At 70.9% G+C, this 16,140-nt stretch carries 22 protein-coding genes; 17 read left to right on the forward strand and 5 right to left on the reverse strand.

Annotation, left to right across the window (positions count from 1 at the left end):
* The first annotated feature begins 42 nt into the window (after positions 1–42).
* Positions 43–480: an NUDIX domain-containing protein gene (locus tag JXZ78_RS12050; protein ID WP_238782984.1), complete on the forward strand. Its 438-nt coding sequence runs from the start codon at positions 43–45 to the stop codon at positions 478–480.
* Positions 481–614: 134 nt separating this feature from the next.
* Here the strand turns inward: JXZ78_RS12050 and JXZ78_RS12055 are convergent, their stop codons facing one another.
* Positions 615–1,061, reverse strand: a complete 447-nt coding sequence (locus JXZ78_RS12055; protein ID WP_238782985.1) for a helix-turn-helix domain-containing protein — start codon at positions 1,059–1,061, stop codon at positions 615–617.
* Between the two features lie 731 nt (positions 1,062–1,792).
* Here JXZ78_RS12055 and JXZ78_RS12060 point away from each other — a divergent pair.
* The 16 genes from JXZ78_RS12060 (at position 1,793) to JXZ78_RS12135 (ending at position 12,249) form a co-directional block, all read left to right on the forward strand.
* Positions 1,793–2,056: a hypothetical protein gene (locus JXZ78_RS12060; RefSeq protein ID WP_238782986.1), complete on the forward strand. Its 264-nt coding sequence runs from the start codon at positions 1,793–1,795 to the stop codon at positions 2,054–2,056.
* A complete protein-coding gene (locus tag JXZ78_RS12065) occupies positions 2,053–2,514 on the forward strand; it encodes a hypothetical protein (protein WP_238782987.1) in 462 nt (153 codons plus the stop codon). The genes JXZ78_RS12060 and JXZ78_RS12065 overlap by 4 nt, the downstream gene beginning before the upstream one ends.
* Positions 2,507–3,103 (forward strand): hypothetical protein, encoded by a 597-nt coding sequence (locus JXZ78_RS12070; RefSeq protein WP_238782988.1) that lies wholly within the window; start codon positions 2,507–2,509, stop codon positions 3,101–3,103. The genes JXZ78_RS12065 and JXZ78_RS12070 overlap by 8 nt, the downstream gene beginning before the upstream one ends.
* Positions 3,100–3,762 carry a sigma-70 family RNA polymerase sigma factor gene (locus tag JXZ78_RS12075; RefSeq protein WP_238782989.1) on the forward strand — a complete coding sequence of 221 codons (663 nt, stop codon included), beginning with the start codon at positions 3,100–3,102 and terminating at the stop codon, positions 3,760–3,762. The genes JXZ78_RS12070 and JXZ78_RS12075 overlap by 4 nt, the downstream gene beginning before the upstream one ends.
* A complete protein-coding gene (locus JXZ78_RS12080) occupies positions 3,762–4,052 on the forward strand; it encodes a hypothetical protein (protein WP_238782990.1) in 291 nt (96 codons plus the stop codon). The genes JXZ78_RS12075 and JXZ78_RS12080 overlap by 1 nt, the downstream gene beginning before the upstream one ends.
* Positions 4,045–4,608 carry a hypothetical protein gene (locus JXZ78_RS12085; RefSeq protein WP_238782991.1) on the forward strand — a complete coding sequence of 188 codons (564 nt, stop codon included), beginning with the start codon at positions 4,045–4,047 and terminating at the stop codon, positions 4,606–4,608. Before JXZ78_RS12080 ends, JXZ78_RS12085 begins: the two co-directional genes overlap by 8 nt.
* Before the next feature lie 5 nt (positions 4,609–4,613).
* Positions 4,614–4,961 (forward strand): HU family DNA-binding protein, encoded by a 348-nt coding sequence (locus JXZ78_RS12090; protein WP_238782992.1) that lies wholly within the window; start codon positions 4,614–4,616, stop codon positions 4,959–4,961.
* Between the two features lie 324 nt (positions 4,962–5,285).
* Positions 5,286–6,110, forward strand: coding sequence for a Rad52/Rad22 family DNA repair protein (locus JXZ78_RS12095; protein ID WP_238782993.1), 825 nt, complete (start codon positions 5,286–5,288; stop codon positions 6,108–6,110).
* Positions 6,107–6,643 (forward strand): hypothetical protein, encoded by a 537-nt coding sequence (locus JXZ78_RS12100; protein ID WP_238782994.1) that lies wholly within the window; start codon positions 6,107–6,109, stop codon positions 6,641–6,643. Before JXZ78_RS12095 ends, JXZ78_RS12100 begins: the two co-directional genes overlap by 4 nt.
* A 53-nt stretch (positions 6,644–6,696) precedes the next feature.
* Positions 6,697–7,119 (forward strand): WhiB family transcriptional regulator, encoded by a 423-nt coding sequence (locus tag JXZ78_RS12105; protein WP_238782995.1) that lies wholly within the window; start codon positions 6,697–6,699, stop codon positions 7,117–7,119.
* Positions 7,116–8,195, forward strand: coding sequence for a hypothetical protein (locus JXZ78_RS12110; protein WP_238782996.1), 1,080 nt, complete (start codon positions 7,116–7,118; stop codon positions 8,193–8,195). The genes JXZ78_RS12105 and JXZ78_RS12110 overlap by 4 nt, the downstream gene beginning before the upstream one ends.
* A gap of 640 nt (positions 8,196–8,835) precedes the next feature.
* Entirely contained in the window at positions 8,836–9,099 is a 264-nt protein-coding gene (locus JXZ78_RS12115) for a hypothetical protein (RefSeq protein WP_238782997.1), read from the forward strand.
* Entirely contained in the window at positions 9,096–10,511 is a 1,416-nt protein-coding gene (locus JXZ78_RS12120; RefSeq protein WP_238782998.1) for a replicative DNA helicase, read from the forward strand. The genes JXZ78_RS12115 and JXZ78_RS12120 overlap by 4 nt, the downstream gene beginning before the upstream one ends.
* 40 nt (positions 10,512–10,551) lie before the next feature.
* Positions 10,552–10,938, forward strand: coding sequence for a hypothetical protein (locus JXZ78_RS12125; protein WP_238782999.1), 387 nt, complete (start codon positions 10,552–10,554; stop codon positions 10,936–10,938).
* A gap of 140 nt (positions 10,939–11,078) precedes the next feature.
* A complete protein-coding gene (locus JXZ78_RS12130; protein ID WP_238783000.1) occupies positions 11,079–11,474 on the forward strand; it encodes a hypothetical protein in 396 nt (131 codons plus the stop codon).
* Between the two features lie 124 nt (positions 11,475–11,598).
* Positions 11,599–12,249, forward strand: coding sequence for a nuclease-related domain-containing protein (locus tag JXZ78_RS12135; protein WP_238783001.1), 651 nt, complete (start codon positions 11,599–11,601; stop codon positions 12,247–12,249).
* 134 nt (positions 12,250–12,383) lie between these two features.
* Here JXZ78_RS12135 and JXZ78_RS12140 read toward each other — a convergent pair whose 3' ends face one another.
* The 4 genes from JXZ78_RS12140 to JXZ78_RS12155 all read right to left on the reverse strand — a co-directional run bounded on the left by JXZ78_RS12140 (position 12,384) and on the right by JXZ78_RS12155 (position 16,087).
* Positions 12,384–12,698: a hypothetical protein gene (locus JXZ78_RS12140; protein WP_238783002.1), complete on the reverse strand. Its 315-nt coding sequence runs from the start codon at positions 12,696–12,698 to the stop codon at positions 12,384–12,386.
* Positions 12,659–14,047: a hypothetical protein gene (locus tag JXZ78_RS12145; RefSeq protein ID WP_238783003.1), complete on the reverse strand. Its 1,389-nt coding sequence runs from the start codon at positions 14,045–14,047 to the stop codon at positions 12,659–12,661. Before JXZ78_RS12145 ends, JXZ78_RS12140 begins: the two co-directional genes overlap by 40 nt.
* A gap of 271 nt (positions 14,048–14,318) precedes the next feature.
* Entirely contained in the window at positions 14,319–15,230 is a 912-nt protein-coding gene (locus JXZ78_RS12150; RefSeq protein ID WP_238783004.1) for a glycoside hydrolase family 16 protein, read from the reverse strand.
* Between the two features lie 458 nt (positions 15,231–15,688).
* On the reverse strand, positions 15,689–16,087 hold the full coding sequence (locus tag JXZ78_RS12155; protein ID WP_238783005.1) for a DUF6907 domain-containing protein: 399 nt from the start codon (positions 16,085–16,087) through the stop codon (positions 15,689–15,691).
* Between the last annotated feature and the right edge of the window lie 53 nt (positions 16,088–16,140).

The raw sequence follows: 16,140 nt of genomic DNA on the forward strand, positions 1-16,140 counted from the left end.
CAGTACAGTCTGTCGGACACCAACTTCCACAGAAGGACCTGTGTGCCTGCGTCCCAGCGCCCCTCCGTCGTCTTCGCCGGCCTCATCATCGAAAACCGTGAAGGCCTCATTCTGTTCATGCGGCGTGCGAACACCGGGTTCGCCGACGGCATGTGGTCGCTGCCCGGTGGCCGTGTCGAGCACGGCGAACTGCTGGTCCAGGCAGCCGCGCGCGAGGCCGAAGAAGAAGTCGGCCTCCACGTACCTGCCGAAGTTCTGCGCACCGCCCATGTGCTGAACAAGATCAGCGACGACGGCACACCCGTCGTCGGATGGTATTTTCACACCGCCCGGTGGGACGGCGTACCCGAGAACCGCGAACCCGATCGGTGCTCCGAGCTGGCGTGGTTCTCGCCAGATGCCATGGATCCCTGCACCGAAACAACGGACCGCCACGCGGTCCGCGCCTGGCAACTCGGTCGGGCAACAAGCTGGTTCTGACCCGGAGGACACCGGCCGGGGCACCGGGCTGGGCTGCACTTCGTGTCGTCCGGGCCGGCCGGTGGATGGAACAGGCGTCGGCCGGGCGTTGGCACACTGACGGGACGCCTGAGCAGGGCCCCGCCTGGAACAGATCAGTCAGCGGTTGCGGCAGGAGGCAGGTAGCCGCGCCGGCGCAGCTCCTCCACCACGTGCTGCTTCAGCTTGCGCACGTCGGCGGTCGTCAGGTTGTCCGTCGCGGTGATCGCGGCGGCCTGTACCGCCTCCTCGATGTCCCGTTGGAACACCTCCGGGGAGGCCGCGCGGGGTGCCCCGTACTCGGAGGACGTCATGGCCACGGGAGCCTCGTCGGCTCCGGCGAGCACCTCCCGGCAGGCGCCGGTGGCCCAGCCGAGCACGGGCTCGATCTTCCCGTACGTGGTGTCCCGGACGGGTCGGGCGGCCTCGACCTTGTTGTAGGTGTTGATGGTCAGCCCGGCGGCCCGCGCCAGGTCGCTCTTGGTCATGCCCAGCTGGATGCGGCGTTCCGTGGTCAGGTCGGCGAGACGCTGCAGGGCGGCGCTGTCCTGGGTGGCGGCCATGGGGCACATCGTCCCAGAAACCCGCAGAGGCAGCCAGAGAAGCCCGCAGTGGGGGCGTGATCCTCGCAGAACCGCCGACGAGCACCGGCAGAATCTTTCAAATTACCGGCGCGTATTGCTGGTTAATGATATGAGAAACGATTACCTTGCTCTCGTGGAACCGCACCGCCCACCGCTTCGGTGAGCGGGCCGCCACGTCGCACCGGCCGCACACTCCCAGGACGCGGCACCATACGGGTCGATGTGAGCCGCACGGCAGCACGACCCGTCCCCGGCGCCCCAGGTCAGGCGGCCACCAACTCGACGAGATCTACGTGCGCTTCAGGGCCCCGCCGGCCCCTTCGTCCGCCGGACGGTGACCCTGGGAGAAGAGGGCACCGTGCCCGCTAAGACGCTTCCCGTCGTCCACGACGGGTTCATGAAACCCGGTGAGGCAGCCCGGGAACTCGGCTGCGGCGAACGCTGGTTGCGAGACGGCGCCAACCACCGCGGTTTCCCGCACCACCGGCTCGGTAAGTTCCTGCAGTTCAGCCGCCAGGACCGCGACGAGATCCGGTTCCTGTGCCGAGTTCCGACGCACGCGGTGAGAACGGTGCCACGCCGACGACCGAACCGCGCGGGACACCCTGTACGCCCGGATGCCTGACGCGGTTGTGGCCCCGCTGCCGCAGAGCCGCGCGGCGGTCGGAGCCTGGGCCCCTCTCAGCACTCCCTCAGAGACGAGGCAGATCGTGCCCGTAGCAGTTCAGAGCCGCGACGGTACGGCCGTCGTGGTGGTGACTTTCGATCTCGGGTCGGCGGTGCAGCCGCTGATCACCCGCCTCCCGGCCATGGCCGAGGACGTGGAACGGTACCTGCGCCGCCTCACCGAGGAGCCCCTCGACGTGCAGGTCAGTGCCCGTACGGGGCTGGGCGCGGTGTACGGCGGTGATCGCCGCCTGTTCGCCGCGTTCGCGTACGTCACGTATCCCCTTGGCGGGAGCGTGGCGGCATGAGCGACGACGCGTTCTTCGCCGCGCTGACGGTGGACCTGGCCGACGAGTCTTACCGCCCCTTCCGTGCCTTGTTCGAGCAGGCGCAGACGCGCCTGCGGCACGAGCACCCCGACGGTGTCGATCCCGCTGTGATCGGTTTCCGTGCGTGGGAGGGGCTACGGCCGGAGGAGCAGGGGGCGGCGCTGGCCGACCTGTTCTACGTGTACTGGTCGGCGCAGCAGTGCGAGGCGGACGAGCAGGCCCGCTTCGATTGGCAGATCTCCCAGTCGCTGCTGGACGCCCTTGACGAGTCGGTGCTGCAGCACGCTCTGGGATGCCCGGCCGGCGAGTCGGTTCGGGTGGAACGTGCCCGGCTGGCCCGCGTGCTGGCGGAACTGGAGCGCCTGCAGTTGCAGGTCGATGAACTGGTCCGCCAGGTCGGGCTGCCCCTGCCCGAGGGAGGCGAGCCGCATGCCTGAGCCGATGCCTTCCGAGCAGCTGGACCTGGTGCGTCGGCGGCAGCTCGGCGAGTGGCTCGCGGGCCCGTGGACGATCCACGAAGCCGTTGCGTCCGACGGCGAGGTGTGGCAGGTCAAGCACGAGGGGCAAGTTTTGGCGACGCTGCCGGACTGGGCCGGAAACCTGGCCCTGTGGATCGCCGAGGCGCACGACGACGTCCCGCTCCTGCTCGCCGAGATCGACTGGCTGTTGGCTGTCGCTGCGCCCCTGTCGGAGCCGGAACGTGTCACCCTCGGCAGGGAGATTGAGGGTGGTGCTGCATCGACAGACGAACTGCGTGCCGTCGCACGGCGGTTGCTCGCGGCGAATGAGCGCCTGACCCGTCTGTTGGAGCAGGCACAGGGCGAGGCCCGCACCGCTCTGACCGAGGCTGCTGAGTTCGGCATCCGAGTGCGCGCCGGGGACACGGCTGGTGAGCACGTCGTGGGCCGGACACCGGACCGGGGCGTGGCGCGGATCCGTCTGGCCCGGTACCGCGACCGGGCGCCGGACGCGCAGCTCGTGGTTCGCACGGTGCGCTACGGCGCATGGGACGAGGAGCCGTCATGACGGCCCCGGCCCCGCGCTCGGACGCTCCCTTGCCCGCAGATGTCGCCGACCAGCTCGGTGCCCTGTATCGCGAGCACCAATCCCGGGTGGTGGCCTACGCGCGGCTGGGCGGGGTGGACGCCGTTCTCGCGGACGACATCGCCTCCGAGACCTGGCTGGCCCTTGCTTCCCAGCTGCGGCGGGGACGGCTGCTGGTCGGTCCCGCGCTGCCCCGGCTGTTGAGGATGATGGTGAGCAACGCCATCGTCGCCCACTTCCGTGTCGCCCGGAACCGGGAGCGCCCGGTGGCCTGGTGGGCTGACCCGGCCACGGTCGACGAGCGCTTCCCGGCCTGTCGACCTGCTGATCGTGCGGCACCGGACTACGACGGGCCGCAGTTCCCCGCTCGTCTGCGCCAGGCCATCGACTTGCTGCCTGATGCCTGGCGCTGGGTGGTCGAGTTCCGCGGCGAGGGCACGTCCTACGCAGCGGTGGCCTCCCACGTGGGCTGTTCCGCCGTGCGCGTCCGGCAGATCGAGAAGGCGGCCATGAAGGCGCTGCGCCCGGTGGTGACCGGCGAGCGCGACACTCCGGCCGTTCCCGAGCGTGCCCGCGCCCGTCAAGGCGGCCCTCCCCGCATGACGCCGTCCACGCCGCTTCACCTGCTGGAGCCAGCCTGATGACCGGAAACGGAGCAACGGCTCCCAAGCCCACCCATCAGTCCATGCGGGCCGACGCCCTGCTGGCCGAAGCGCGATGCCGCCCGCAGGGGAGGATCACGTCGGGTGCGGCGAGGGCGGCCTACGCCCGTCTCGGGCTTGCCGCGAAGCGGAGGACCGCGCGACGCGACCTCAAGGCGCTCGCGGCCGAGGGCCTGCTCACCGCGTGCGGGCCGGACTCGCAGCGCTACTACGTCGCCACCCGTACGCGGATGGGCGGCAGCCACCCGGGCGGTGAGGCCGATGGCTGAGGTCGGCCCGTCCCGGCCGCCGGGGCCGTGCCTGCCCGCGCACCAGCACTGCCGCGACACACGCCGCGCGCCCAAACCTCCGGAGGACCTGATGAACACCGCGATGCTGCGGGCCGTCCGCGTCGCACCGGACGGCACCTACCGCCCCCTGACGGTGCCCCGTGATGGGGAGGCCCGACGCGCCGCGCTGAGCGCCGCCGTCGGTGGCGCGCCCGAGTACGCCCGCTATGGGCGCTTCGGACGCGGCGCCGTCTGCGCCGTCGTGCACGAGACAGGGCGCGGTGACGGCCTGCCGTCGAACTGGCTGGCCACCGGCTTCGTCGCGCGGGTGCGCGGCGGCCCGCTCCCGTACTGCCTGTACGGCCCCGTCGTCCTCCTCGGATACGACCCGCACACCCGCCAACTGGCCGATCTGGGCGATGAGGACCGCGCCACCGTGGAGCAACTCGCCGTGCGGCGAAGCGCCCCCGGCGCGCCGCACCCGCCCCAGGGCGGCCCGACCACCGCCGACGAGCGGACGGTACCCCGCCCGTCACTCCGCCCACGGAAGACGTGATCTCCATGAATCAGACCGCCCTCAACACCGCTGTGGCCGCCGCATCCGGCCTCTCCCAAAGCCAGGCCGCCCGGGCCGTCACCGCCCTGTTCGACGTCGTCGTGCGTACGGTGACAGCCGGTGAGCCGGTCAGTGTCACGAACTTCGGCACCTTCCGTCCGGCGCAGCGGCCCGCCGGTACCCGTCAAAACCCCCGCACGGGGGAACGGTTCACCGCCGACGCGAAGACGTGCATGCGCTTCAGGGTGTCACCGAAGACCCGCCGCATCGTCGCGGCGGGCGACCCGAACGCGGTGCGCCGCAAGGGCACCGGACAGCGCCACGCCGACCAACGGGGCCTCAGGGCCCGCTGAGTGCCCCCACCGCGCGGGCCGTGCGGCACTGTCCCCCAGCGCCCGGCCCGCCCCCGGCCGCCCGCCCCCCCTCCTTGCTGCGGGCGGCCGGGTTCTCTCGCTCGGATGTGTCATCGCCTGACCGCCAACCCGCTATCGGGAGCCCACCATGGGAACGCTCCTTCACCGCGCCGTGCGCCGTACCGGCCTCCGGTACCAGCCGCACTGCGCCCGCCCGCCCCTGACGCCCGGCCCGGCCCAGTGCATCAGCCGTGCCCGCCGCGCCGTCATCGTCGTACCCCGGGCGCGTGCCGCATCGAACCACCGCACCGGAAGCGCCGCCCGATGAGTACGCTCACCGACCCCCAGCTGAAGGTTCTCCTCGCACCGGTCAGCCCTCAACGTGTCAGCATGTTCCGGGGACTGGCCCACATGGAGGCCTGGGACATCCGCCGCCAGCTCCTTCGTGTCTTCGGTTTCGGTGGCTACGGCATCCGCACTCTCGCCCTGGACCTGGTGGCCGAACACAGCGCCCAACTGCGCAAGAAGGACGCCGACGGCCGCCCCTACGGTGCCCCGTACACGGCCTGGACCGTCGTCTACCGGGCACAGGTCCGTCTCACCGTCTATGCCACCGACGGCCGCCGGATCGGAGCCTGGGACGACGGCGCCGTGGGCGAGGCCGTACACCAGCCGTCCTTCGGCGACGCCCACGACATGGCGCTGAAGACGGCTCTGTCCCAGGCGCTAAAACGCTGTGCCACCAACCTGGGGGACCAGTTCGGTCTGTCGCTGTACGACGATGGCTCCCGTGAGGCGGTCGTGCGCTGGTCGGCCGCGCACCCGCCCCCAGGCGACGCCGGGAAGACACCGGCTGCCCCAGATCTGAACGCCGACCCACCCGTACGTCCGGAACCCCGCACGCCGCAGCCCACCGCGCCTGAACCAGCCGGACGGGACACGGCTGCGGGGCACCCGGCGTCACCGGACGGCGATGCTGTCGCCCGTGAGGCCGCGCTGGCCGGCATGTGGGACGCCGCCCGGCAGATCCAGTTCACCGACGCCCTGCCCGAGCAGTTCGCGGACACCTTCGGCCACCCCCTGTCCAAAGGGACCACCACCGAATTCCAGCAGGCCCGCGCGCTGATGCTGGGAGGCGAAGCGGCATGAACGTCAAGGACGCGGTCGCCCGCGAGGCGGTCCTGCGCGCCCTGCTGGACGCGATCGGCACGGCATACCAGCAGGCCCGCGCCGAGGCCCAGCAACTGCTGGACGCGGCCGCACAGGACCATGGCCTCCGCCAGGTCGCCGCCGCGCTACCCGACGGCCGTCAGGTCGCCGTGGTCAGCCTCACCGGTAGCACCGCCGAAGCACAGGTCACCGACGAGCGGGCGTTCACCCGATGGGTGGCGGCCGAGTACCCCACCGAAGTCGAGCGCCGGTTCGTCACCACCGTCCGTCCCGCGTTCGCCGAGCGGATCCTGCACGACCTGACCGCCACGGGCCGCACGGCGTGGGCCGACCCGCAGACCGGGGTCCTGCACGAGGTGCCGGGCGTTCGCATCGCGCCCCGCCGGGCCCGCACGCACTCCGTGCGCTTCGCCAGGACCGGCCGCGCCGATATCGCCCGCGCGTGGCACGACGGGCACCTGACTGCCCTCGCCCTGCCCCACCTTCCCGCCGACCCGGGGAAGTCTCCATGACACGGAGGCGCGGGCAGAGTCCGCGCGGGCGGCCGTACGCCTCGGCACCGTCTGTGGCCCCGGACAGAGTCGAGACCGCGTGGCAGCGCCGTGCCGCCTGCCGCGGCCAGGACCCCGACCTGTTCTTCCCCAAAGGCTGGGGCGCGCTTTACCACGCTCAGATCGAGCGGGCCATGGCCATCTGTGACGGGTGCCCGGTCCGCGCCGCCTGCCTGTCCGCGGCCCTGACCATGGAAGACGGCAAAAGCATCACCGAGCGCGCCGGGATCTGGGGCGGTGCCACCGCCCTGGAGCGCCACCGGATGGCGCCTTCCGTCGGGCTCCCGGCACCGCAGACCACCGCCTCCGAGCGCCGCACAGAGGTCGCGCACCTCGCCGCGTACCATCTGGCCGAAAACGAGATCGCCGACCGGCTCGGCCTCACCCGCGACTACGTCCACAGCCTCCTACGGGTGATACAGGGGCCGACGGTATGAGCCCGCGAGACCACGGCTATGCCCGGTACAAGCTCGACGGCTGCCGCTGCTACGTGTGCGGCTTCGCCGTCGCCCAGTGGCGCGACGCCCGCGAACAGGCCGTACGCCGGGGCCAGTGGCAACCGTACGTCGATGCCGCACCGGTCCGCGCACACCTGCGCCGGCTGCAGGCGTGCGGCCTGGGCCTGCGCCGCATCGCCCAGGCCGCCGGGGTGGACCGCAAGCGGCTGCAGGCCGTCCTGCACGGCCGTCCCGAACGCGGCACCCCACCGCAGCGGCAGGTACGCCCCGGCCTCGCCCAAGCCGTTCTGGCCATCGAACCCACCGAGGACCTCCTCGGACCGGCCACCGTCATCGACGCCACCGGCACCCGGCGGCGCCTGCAGGCCCTGGTCGCCGCTGGATGGCCGCAGGCCCGTCTCGCCGCTCGCCTGGGCATGGCCCGGGGCTGCGTCAGCGCCCTGATGGCCCGCGAACGGGTGTGCGTGCGCACGGTCCGGGCGGTCAAGGCCCTGTACGACACACTGTGGTGCGCCGATCCGCGTCGGCACGGCGTCGATGCCCAGGCATACAGCCGCGCCCGCAACCAGGCCCGCAGCCGATACTGGGCACCGGTGGGGGCCTGGGACGACGACACCCTTGACGACCCCGCAGCCGTTCCCGACACCGGGGCCGCAAACGAACCGACCCGTATGGAGCGGACCGCCGCCCGCCACAACGAGATCATCCACCTGGCCTCGTTCGGCCTGTCCGCGCTCGAAATCGAAGCGCGGCTCGGTGTGTCCTCCACCACCGTAGGCACCGTTCTCCGCGCCGAGCGCGCCGAGCGCGCCGAACATGTCGTCCACCGCCGGGCACGCTCCGACGCGCGGCCCCGGCCCCCGCCCCGGGTCACCGCGCCCGGCGCCGCGCCGAACCGCGACTACGCCCGAGCTCCCGCATCTCTGCGAAGGAAGACCGGCCGTGGGCATTCACCTGTTCACCGAGGTGCTCGATCACGCACCCGACAGCCTGACCTGGCGCGAGCGCCACGCGCTCAGCGTGCTCGCCGAATGCGCCAACGACGCCACCCGTGAGTGCTGGCCCGGCATCGAGGACGATCCGCAGCTGGTGCGGCGCATGCGGGTGACCGGGCGCTCCGGCCGCTACGCCGTGCTCCGGGCGCTGCGCGAGAAGAAGGTCCTGCAGACGGTGGTGGCGGGACACCGGGGGCAGCGCGCGGTGTATCGCATCGCAGAACTCGCCCCGGTAGCGGGTGCGGAGCCCCCGGACGCTCGGGGAGCGAAAGCGTGCGGAGACCGCGCATCCTGTGGTGCGGAAAGGAACCGGGAACAGCCACGGAAGGGTCCGGACCCTCCGGGGGAAGAAGTGTCCCGGCTCTGGGGACACTTCGGGGAAGGAAGGGTCCGGGATCGGCCTCCGAAGCGTCCGGAGATTTCGGATGCTAGGGACGAGGAAGCGTCCGGAAACCCCGGACCCAAAGGAGCAGAAAGGGTCCGGGAACAACGCCGGGAGGGTCCGGATATCACGGACCCCTTCCCCTCATATGTCACCAGCCGGCCAGCTGGCCGGACCGGCCTCGCCTACGGCATTCCCGAGGCGGCACGCCCTCTCGTCGAAGGCCTCACCGCTGCCGGTGTCACCGTCCGCTGGCCCTTCCGAGGCGACGGGTGGTTCCCCGTCCTTGCCCTGATCAGCAAGACCGGCATCCCCGCCATGGTCGAACACGCCGTGAAGGCCGCCGCTCGGGCCCCGGTCGACTCCGCCCGCTACTTCCTGCCCGGCTGGGCCGAACTGCCGCCCCTCCCGGCCGGACCGCACCCTGCGGTGCCCGGCACGGCGGCCGCCCCTTCGCCGCACTGCGGCGCCCTCGACTGCCACCCCGAGACCCGCCTGCGCGAAGTCCAGACCGACGACGGCCTCCCCGTCCTCACCCCCTGCCCGCTGTGCCACCCGTGCGCTCAAGGAGCCCAATCATGACCGCACGCTACGACGAACCACCGCCCGGCCACTGCGGCCTCCCGGCCGCTTCCGACGCCCCGTGCGACGCCGAAGCCGAACAGGCCGTGCTCGGCGGCATGCTGCTCGCGACCACCGGCATCAACGACGCCGAACGGGTCCTCGGCAGCGGCCCGGCCTTCTACTGGCCACGCCACGAGACCATCTACCGGGCCATCCTCACCCTGCACGGAGCCCCCGACACCCGCCCCGACCCCATCACCGTCGCCGATCACCTCAAGCGCAGCGGAGACCTGGAGAAGATCGGCGGCGCCTCCTACCTGCACCACTGCGTGCAGATGATCCCCACTGCGGCCAACACCGAGTGGTACGCCGCCATTGTCCAGCGCCTGTACCGGCTGCGTCGCCTCGTCGCGGCCGGCCTCGACGCCGCGGCCGCCGCCCGTACGGCCCAGGCCGAGCCCGAGGCGATCCTCGACCGGACGCTGGCGACCCTGCAGACGCTGTGCGCGGACGCTGCCGGCGGCGCTGCACCGGATCTGTCCGTCGCCGGGACCTGGCCTGCCTTCGTCGACGAACTCAGCGCCGGCCACGACCCCGAGGCCCTGGACTCCCCATGGACGGACCTCAACGCCACCGTCCAGTTCAAACCCCGCGAACTGACCGTCATCGGCGCGGCCACCGGCGCCTACAAGTCGCTGACCGGCATGAACCTGGCCGCACACGTCGCACTGCGCCGAGGTCGGCCGGTGCTGTTCGCCTCGATGGAGATGGCCCGCAAGGAACTCCTGGCCCGCCTCACGGCAGCCGAGGCCGGCGTCAAGCTCGGCCACCTGGTCCGGCGCCGGCTCACCGAGGACGACTGGAAACGTATCGCGCAGGTGTCGGACCGGCTGCAGCACGCCACGAACTTCGTCCTGGACGACTCGGCCGCCCTGACAGTAGCGAAAATCCGCGCCCGGGTGCGCTGGATGACCACCCAGGACATGTCGCCCGGCCTCGTCGTCGTCGACTACGTGCAACTGGTCACCCCCGAGGCCACGCCGCAGGGTGAGGCCAACCGCACCCAGGAAGTCGCCCGGATCTCCCGCGGCCTCAAGCTCATCGCCGACGAGTTCGCCGTCCCCGTGATCGCCTTGGCCCAGCTCAACCGCGGCAGCACCGGGCGCAAGCCACTCATCACCGACTTCAAGGACTCCTCCCAGATCGAGCAGGACGCCTCCGTGATCCTGCTGCTCTACCGCAAGCCGACGACGGCTCTCGGTTCCGCCGCCAGGCCGGCCGCCGACACAGTCGGCCTGATCGTCGGCAAGAACCGCAACGGCCGACAGGGCCAGGAAATCACCCTCCACGTCCAAGGCGAGTTCGCCCGGCTTCGCTGCCTGGCCCCCGCCCCCGGGACATCCGGTTCCACGCCCGGCGACCGGACCTGACCGTGCACGACACCGACCACCTCCCGTCAAGGAGCGGCCCATGACCACCTCCAGCAGCGTGCGCCCCAGCACCCTGACCGGCTTCGTGACCACCACCCGCCCCGAGCTGGTGCGCGATGACGAGGGCGCCGCCGTCGAACTGCGCTTCCGCCTGGGCATCCGGGTGTATGACGCGGCCTGCCGCTACCGCCGCACCGAGTATCACGCCATCGTCCTGCGCGACGAGCACAGTGACATCGCCCTCGCCTATCAGCACGCCCTGCATCCCGGCACTCGCCTGCATCTGCACGGGGACTGGCGTCAGCGCGACGACGGCACCGACGGCGACGCAACGGACGAGTTCGTGGTGCGCCGCCTGTACACCGAACTTGCCGTGCCGCCCGGGGCCTGGCCGGGCCGGGTGGCCGCGCGGCGGGAGACGTGGTGATCGCGACGAGGGTGACGCACGCGTGGCTCGTTGCCCGGCGTGGCGTCAGCCGTCTAGTTGCCGCAGTGGCCGGGGCGCTGGGAGCCGGGGGACGGACAGCCCCGTCCTCGGCCCCACCGGTTCCGGCCGAGCCCCCGACCGTGCGTGGTAGCGACGCCGCCGCAGGGCACGCTGGGCAGGAGCCAGGGGCGGCCCCGCCCGACCCGATGCGCGTCCTCCTGACTCGGCTGATCACCGATGGGGCGCACCACGCCCGGTGCGCCAAGCACGGTCGCGAACGGCGGCGCCCCACTGAATGCATCGCCGTACAGCAGGGATTCGCTGCAGGGTGCTGCCTGGCCGCCAGCTACGTCGCGGACCTGGTCGTCAGCGGACAACTGCGGTCCCGCGGCGGTCACCGGGTGCCGGACGCCGACGAAGACGCCGCCGTGCGGGTGGCCGACGGACTCGCTGATACGCCGCAGGGACGGGCGCGTCAGATCGTGGACGCCATCTATGGGGGCGGGCTGGACCGCGCGGTAGGGGAGAGCCGGTGAAGAAGCTGGACGCGCAGTCGGTCACCGGCATCGGAACCCGGGGCGGTGACGGCACGGCCGCTACGACGATCCGGCCGAACCCTCCCGTACGGTTGCCCGACCGTTCCCACGGTGGCCTCCCGTCGTGAACGCCGGTGCCTCAGCGGCCGCCAAGGCCGCGGCGATCCGGGCGGCCGGGCGCGGCCGGTGGTGGCAGCGCGTCCTGCACGCTCTCGGTTTCCGGACGCAGGCCGCCGCCCGGGCGGCCTCAGCGGCCGCCCGCTGGGAGGCCGGCGCCGAGGGGGAGCGGCGCACCGGCCGCCTGCTGGCGCCCCTGACGTACGACGGCTGGTGGTGCTTCGCGGACCGTGCGATACCAGGGGCCGGGCAGGCGAATGCCGACCACGTCCTGGTCGGCCCCTGCGGCTGTGTCTGCCTCGTAGACTCCAAGCTGTGGCACCGTCGCGCTTCCGTTTACGCGGCTGGAGGCCGACTGATGCACGGCAGCGAGGACCGCGACCGGCATGTGGACCGGGCCCGGTTCGAGGGACGGTGCATCGGCAAGGCCCTGAAGCGCCCCGTAGCGGTGCTGATCACGGTACACAACGCCCCAGTCGCGGATGGTGAGTTCACCCTGCGCGGCGTCCTGGTCCTGTCCGCTGAACACCTGGTCGAGGCGCTGCGCCGCACCTGCGGGCAGCCGGACCCGGCGCGGGCCCGGCGGGTCGCCGCAGCTGTCGACGCGCTGTTGCCTCCGTACGTGTCGTTTGATTTCAGGGCTCGGAAGTGTCGATGAGATATAGGAACACTGCCGACCCAGGAGCTGTGCCGATGGGCCCTGAGATAGCGGGCCGCGTCCGCTGTGACGGTGATGCTCGGGCGTGTTCCGGACGTTGTGGTGGGGTGGAGACAGTGCACCACCCCAGCAGGTCAGTTGCCTTCGTGGGCGGTGAGGTTGTTCAGGGTTTCGTACGATGCGTCCTCGCCGGGATAGAGGACCTGGACGTTCAGCGGCAGGGGTGAGCCCGGGTCGATGGTCTGGTTGGGGTTGGTGTTCTGGAGGACCACCGTGCCGTCGCTTCCGTCCTTGGCGACGTGGTAGGTCTTGTTGAACACCTGCTTCCAGTCCGGATCGACGGTGGTGTTCGCGGGTACGTCGAAGCTGATGTTCCACAGGGATACGCGGGTCCGCTTCGCCTGCACGGTCAGGGTGTAGGAGTAGATGAACTGGGGTTGGTCTCCCACTGCTTGCGCCAGTGGCTGTCGAAGTGCGGAGTGACGTGCAGGTTCGGATCCTTGGCCGTGAAGTGCACGGTCGCGGGCTGGGAGGTCCGGTCGGCTTTGTGAGCCACGGCCTGCACGGTGTGGGGTTCTTCGGACCAAGGGGGTGACGGGGTATAGGTCCACGTCCCGGTGCCGGTGCTCAGGGTGGCGTCGCCGAGCGGCTCGCCGGCCTCCGAGAGGCTGACCTTGTCCACGCCGTCGGCCATTGTTCCGCTGATCACCTGGTCGGTGTCGACCGTTGTCCCGTCCTTGGGGGCTGTGATGACCGGGGGCGCGACGGCGACGGTGAAGTGCACGTTCGCGGGGGCCGAGTCCCGCTTGCCGATATAGGCCACGGCCTGGATGGTGTGGTCGCCGCCCGGCCAGGGCCGGCCCGGCCGGAACTCCCAGGTGGTGAGGGTCGTGAGGGTGGCCGGGCCGAGCAGCTGAGGCTGGCCGTCGAGCAGTTCGAAGACCTTGACTGTGTCGATCCCTTCCCCGTCGGTCACGGTGCCCTTGATCGCCTGGCTCGGGTCGAGGTACTGCGCCCGGTCCTGCGGTTCCGTGATCACCGGTGGGTCGAGCGGGGTGATTTTGGTGATGACTCCGGCGGCGTTCATCACTTCGAGGTCGTCCACGGGCAGCGGTGTCCGGCTGAGTCGCTGCGATGTGCCGATCTGGCTCGGAGTGATCGGGTGGTCCCTGGTCGACGCGGTGAGGTCCAGGGCGTTGGCGTTGCCCTTGGAGTCGATGGCGTAGAACATGCCGTCCTCGCTGAAGAAGACGGCGGAGTACGACTTGCGTCCGCCGCTGGAGCTCTGTTCCGCCGGTGGGAAGACCTGCTGCTTGAGGGTCTGTTTCATGGGTGACTGGGTGCGGTCGATGAGGAGCAGGTCGCCGTTGTCGCCTTCCACCGCGTAGAGGCGGCCGTCCTCGGGGTGGTAGGCCCAGTCGTCCCAGCGTCCGCTGCCTGGGGGGTTGCCGGGCGTCGCCTGGTGGCCGGCCAGGTCGATGTCGTAGGAGGCGATGTTCGGGTCCGGGCAGATGAACAGGGACTTCTTGTCGGGTGTGACGTCGCCGCCGTACCAGGTGGTGTCCGGCAGGTCCTGGATGGCCTGGGTGGTAGGTGTGCCGCCCTTCACCGGGTCGATGGTGACGAGGTTGTGCCGGCTCATCGCGTACAGCAGGCCGTCTCGCTCGCCCATGGCGGTGTAGCCGGCGGAGAAGGCTGGTACCTGGCTGACCAGTTCGATGTCCCAAGTGTTGGGGTCGAAGCGGTAGATCTGGGTGTTCGTCCTGCCCACTGCGAGATGTACGTACTGACCGGCCATGCCGGCCCACCCCCTTCGCTGTGGTGGAACCCCGCCCGGGGCACGAGGGTGGCCACGCTTCCTTCGTCTGAGGGGCGGGGCAAGGCCGCAAAGCTGCCAAGGTCACGCGGACGCGCGCTCCTGGCCCTGGGCCCGGCCCTACCATCGGGGGATGCGGTCCGGCTGCCCGGGTGAGCCTGCTACTGCTTGGCCGATGTGGGCATGACGAATGCTGGCCAACTATCGACGGCGTCTTCGGCGACGGGGGGCGGCGTTACCGTCCGGCCAGCCACTACCGCGCCCCTTCGTACGTGTACACAGTGACCCAGGTGATCTGCAGTTCGGCGCTGCTGCCAGGTGCCGCGTACGGGCCGTCCAGTGCGGACTCGTTCTGCAGGACCCACGTCAGCGGCTGCGTCGGCACGCCATCGGTGCTGCGCCCGATCAGCCTGCCGTCCAAGTAGAACCGCACCGCTTCCGGTGTCCATTCCAGGGAGACGGTGTGCCAGGCCGTCCAGCGGGCTTCGGTGGGGAAGGCATCCTGGTCCTCACCGGTGCAGGGGTGGTGGAAGGCGGCGAGAGTGTCGGTCCAGTTCTGCTCGGGGTAGTCGATCTCGCAGCCGTCACCGTGATGCAGCCAGGCGCTCTTGTAGCCGGGCGCGGCGCGGGTGACGCGCAGGCGGGCGGAGAACTTGCCGTAGGCCTGGTGCATCGCCGCCTTGGGCACGATAGCGGCGGCGTGCACGGGGCCGCCGTCGGGCGGGCGCCACATGCGGATGCGCATCCGGCCGTCGCCGTCGGCGGCCGGGCCGACGCTGACCGTGTCCTCGGGGTGGTAGCGGCCGCCCACGGACCGGCCGTCGTTTCCGTCGGCGCCCGAGGCGGCCGTGTCGGACCAGCCGGTGGGGTAGGCCCACCAGTCGGCACGGTACTTCCCGCGCAGGCCGTCGCAGAAGGCCTCGGGCTGTCCGGCCTGGTGGTCGCAGTCGGAGAACGCGCCGAGCGGCACGGTGTCCCCGTTGAAGTTCTCGGCGAAGGTCTGCCGGAAGGAGCCGCAGTCACCGCGTGGCACGTTGGTGGTGACGGTGTGGCAGGCGTCTTCGGAGGGGGTGGTCTGCGAGGCATGTCCGGGCGGGGCCGGCAGCATCATGCTCACCAGCAGGGTGGAGGCCGTCACGAGTGCCCTGTGGAGTAGACGGTTCATGTGGATCATTCCCTTCGCGCGGCGAGCGGGAGGGGCACTGATCCGTTCGCCGCCTGAATGCTTGGTTTCGAAGTCGTTGCCGGTGCCGAATCCTGCCGGGTCTGGCCGTCGGCCCGTCGGTGTTCATAAGCAAGTGACGGATTCGGCGCGTACCCGCTTCTTTACGCCCAGCTCCAAACCGTCGCTCGACGGCGCATCCTCATAGGGTCAGCCGGAACGAAGCCCCGGTGCCGCATACCTGCGGCACCGGGGCTTCCGTCTTCGCCCATACAGCCATCACGGCTTCCCCCTCGGAGCCGGCCACCTTCGGCGCGGTACGATCTTGAAGGTGTCCTGGTGGGCGGAGTACACCACCTCAACATCCTCACCAGCCGCCCGCAGCTTCGCGACCAGCGCGTCCAAGGCCGGCAGCGAACGCGGATTCCCAGCAGGCAGCTCACGTGCATCGGTGACAACGTTCATGACGTCACCACCTCGGCCAGTTTCCGCAGGCGCGCCGCATGTTCCTCCATGCTCTTGGCCACCGAGGACGCCAACGACGCATCCAGCTTCACGACGTCACTGTCCTCAGCCACCTCCAGAGACAGCGACACCCGGCGGTCGCTTTCCTGGTCTGCGAACGGCCACTGGACGAGCCGCACAATGAGCACCTGTTCCTGGCCCGAGGATGATGAGGGCACTGACAAGGCCGTCGGCGCGCTCTCGTGCACCACATCGTCGAGGAGCGCGTCGTGCGCGTCGTCGTGGGCCGTTACGCACCATGGCGGGCACTCGATCACTACCTGCTGGCCGTGGACGCGCACAGTCGAGCGGCGGGGGACCGGCGGGCACGGTTCCGGCGGGAGGGAAATGCTCATTGGGGGATACTCCCTTCTGAAGTTGCGTCGGTGTGCTGCTGGTTGGAGGAGCG

This window comes from Streptomyces monomycini (genome assembly GCF_022271435.1).
GTDB classification, from domain to species: domain Bacteria; phylum Actinomycetota; class Actinomycetes; order Streptomycetales; family Streptomycetaceae; genus Streptomyces; species Streptomyces monomycini.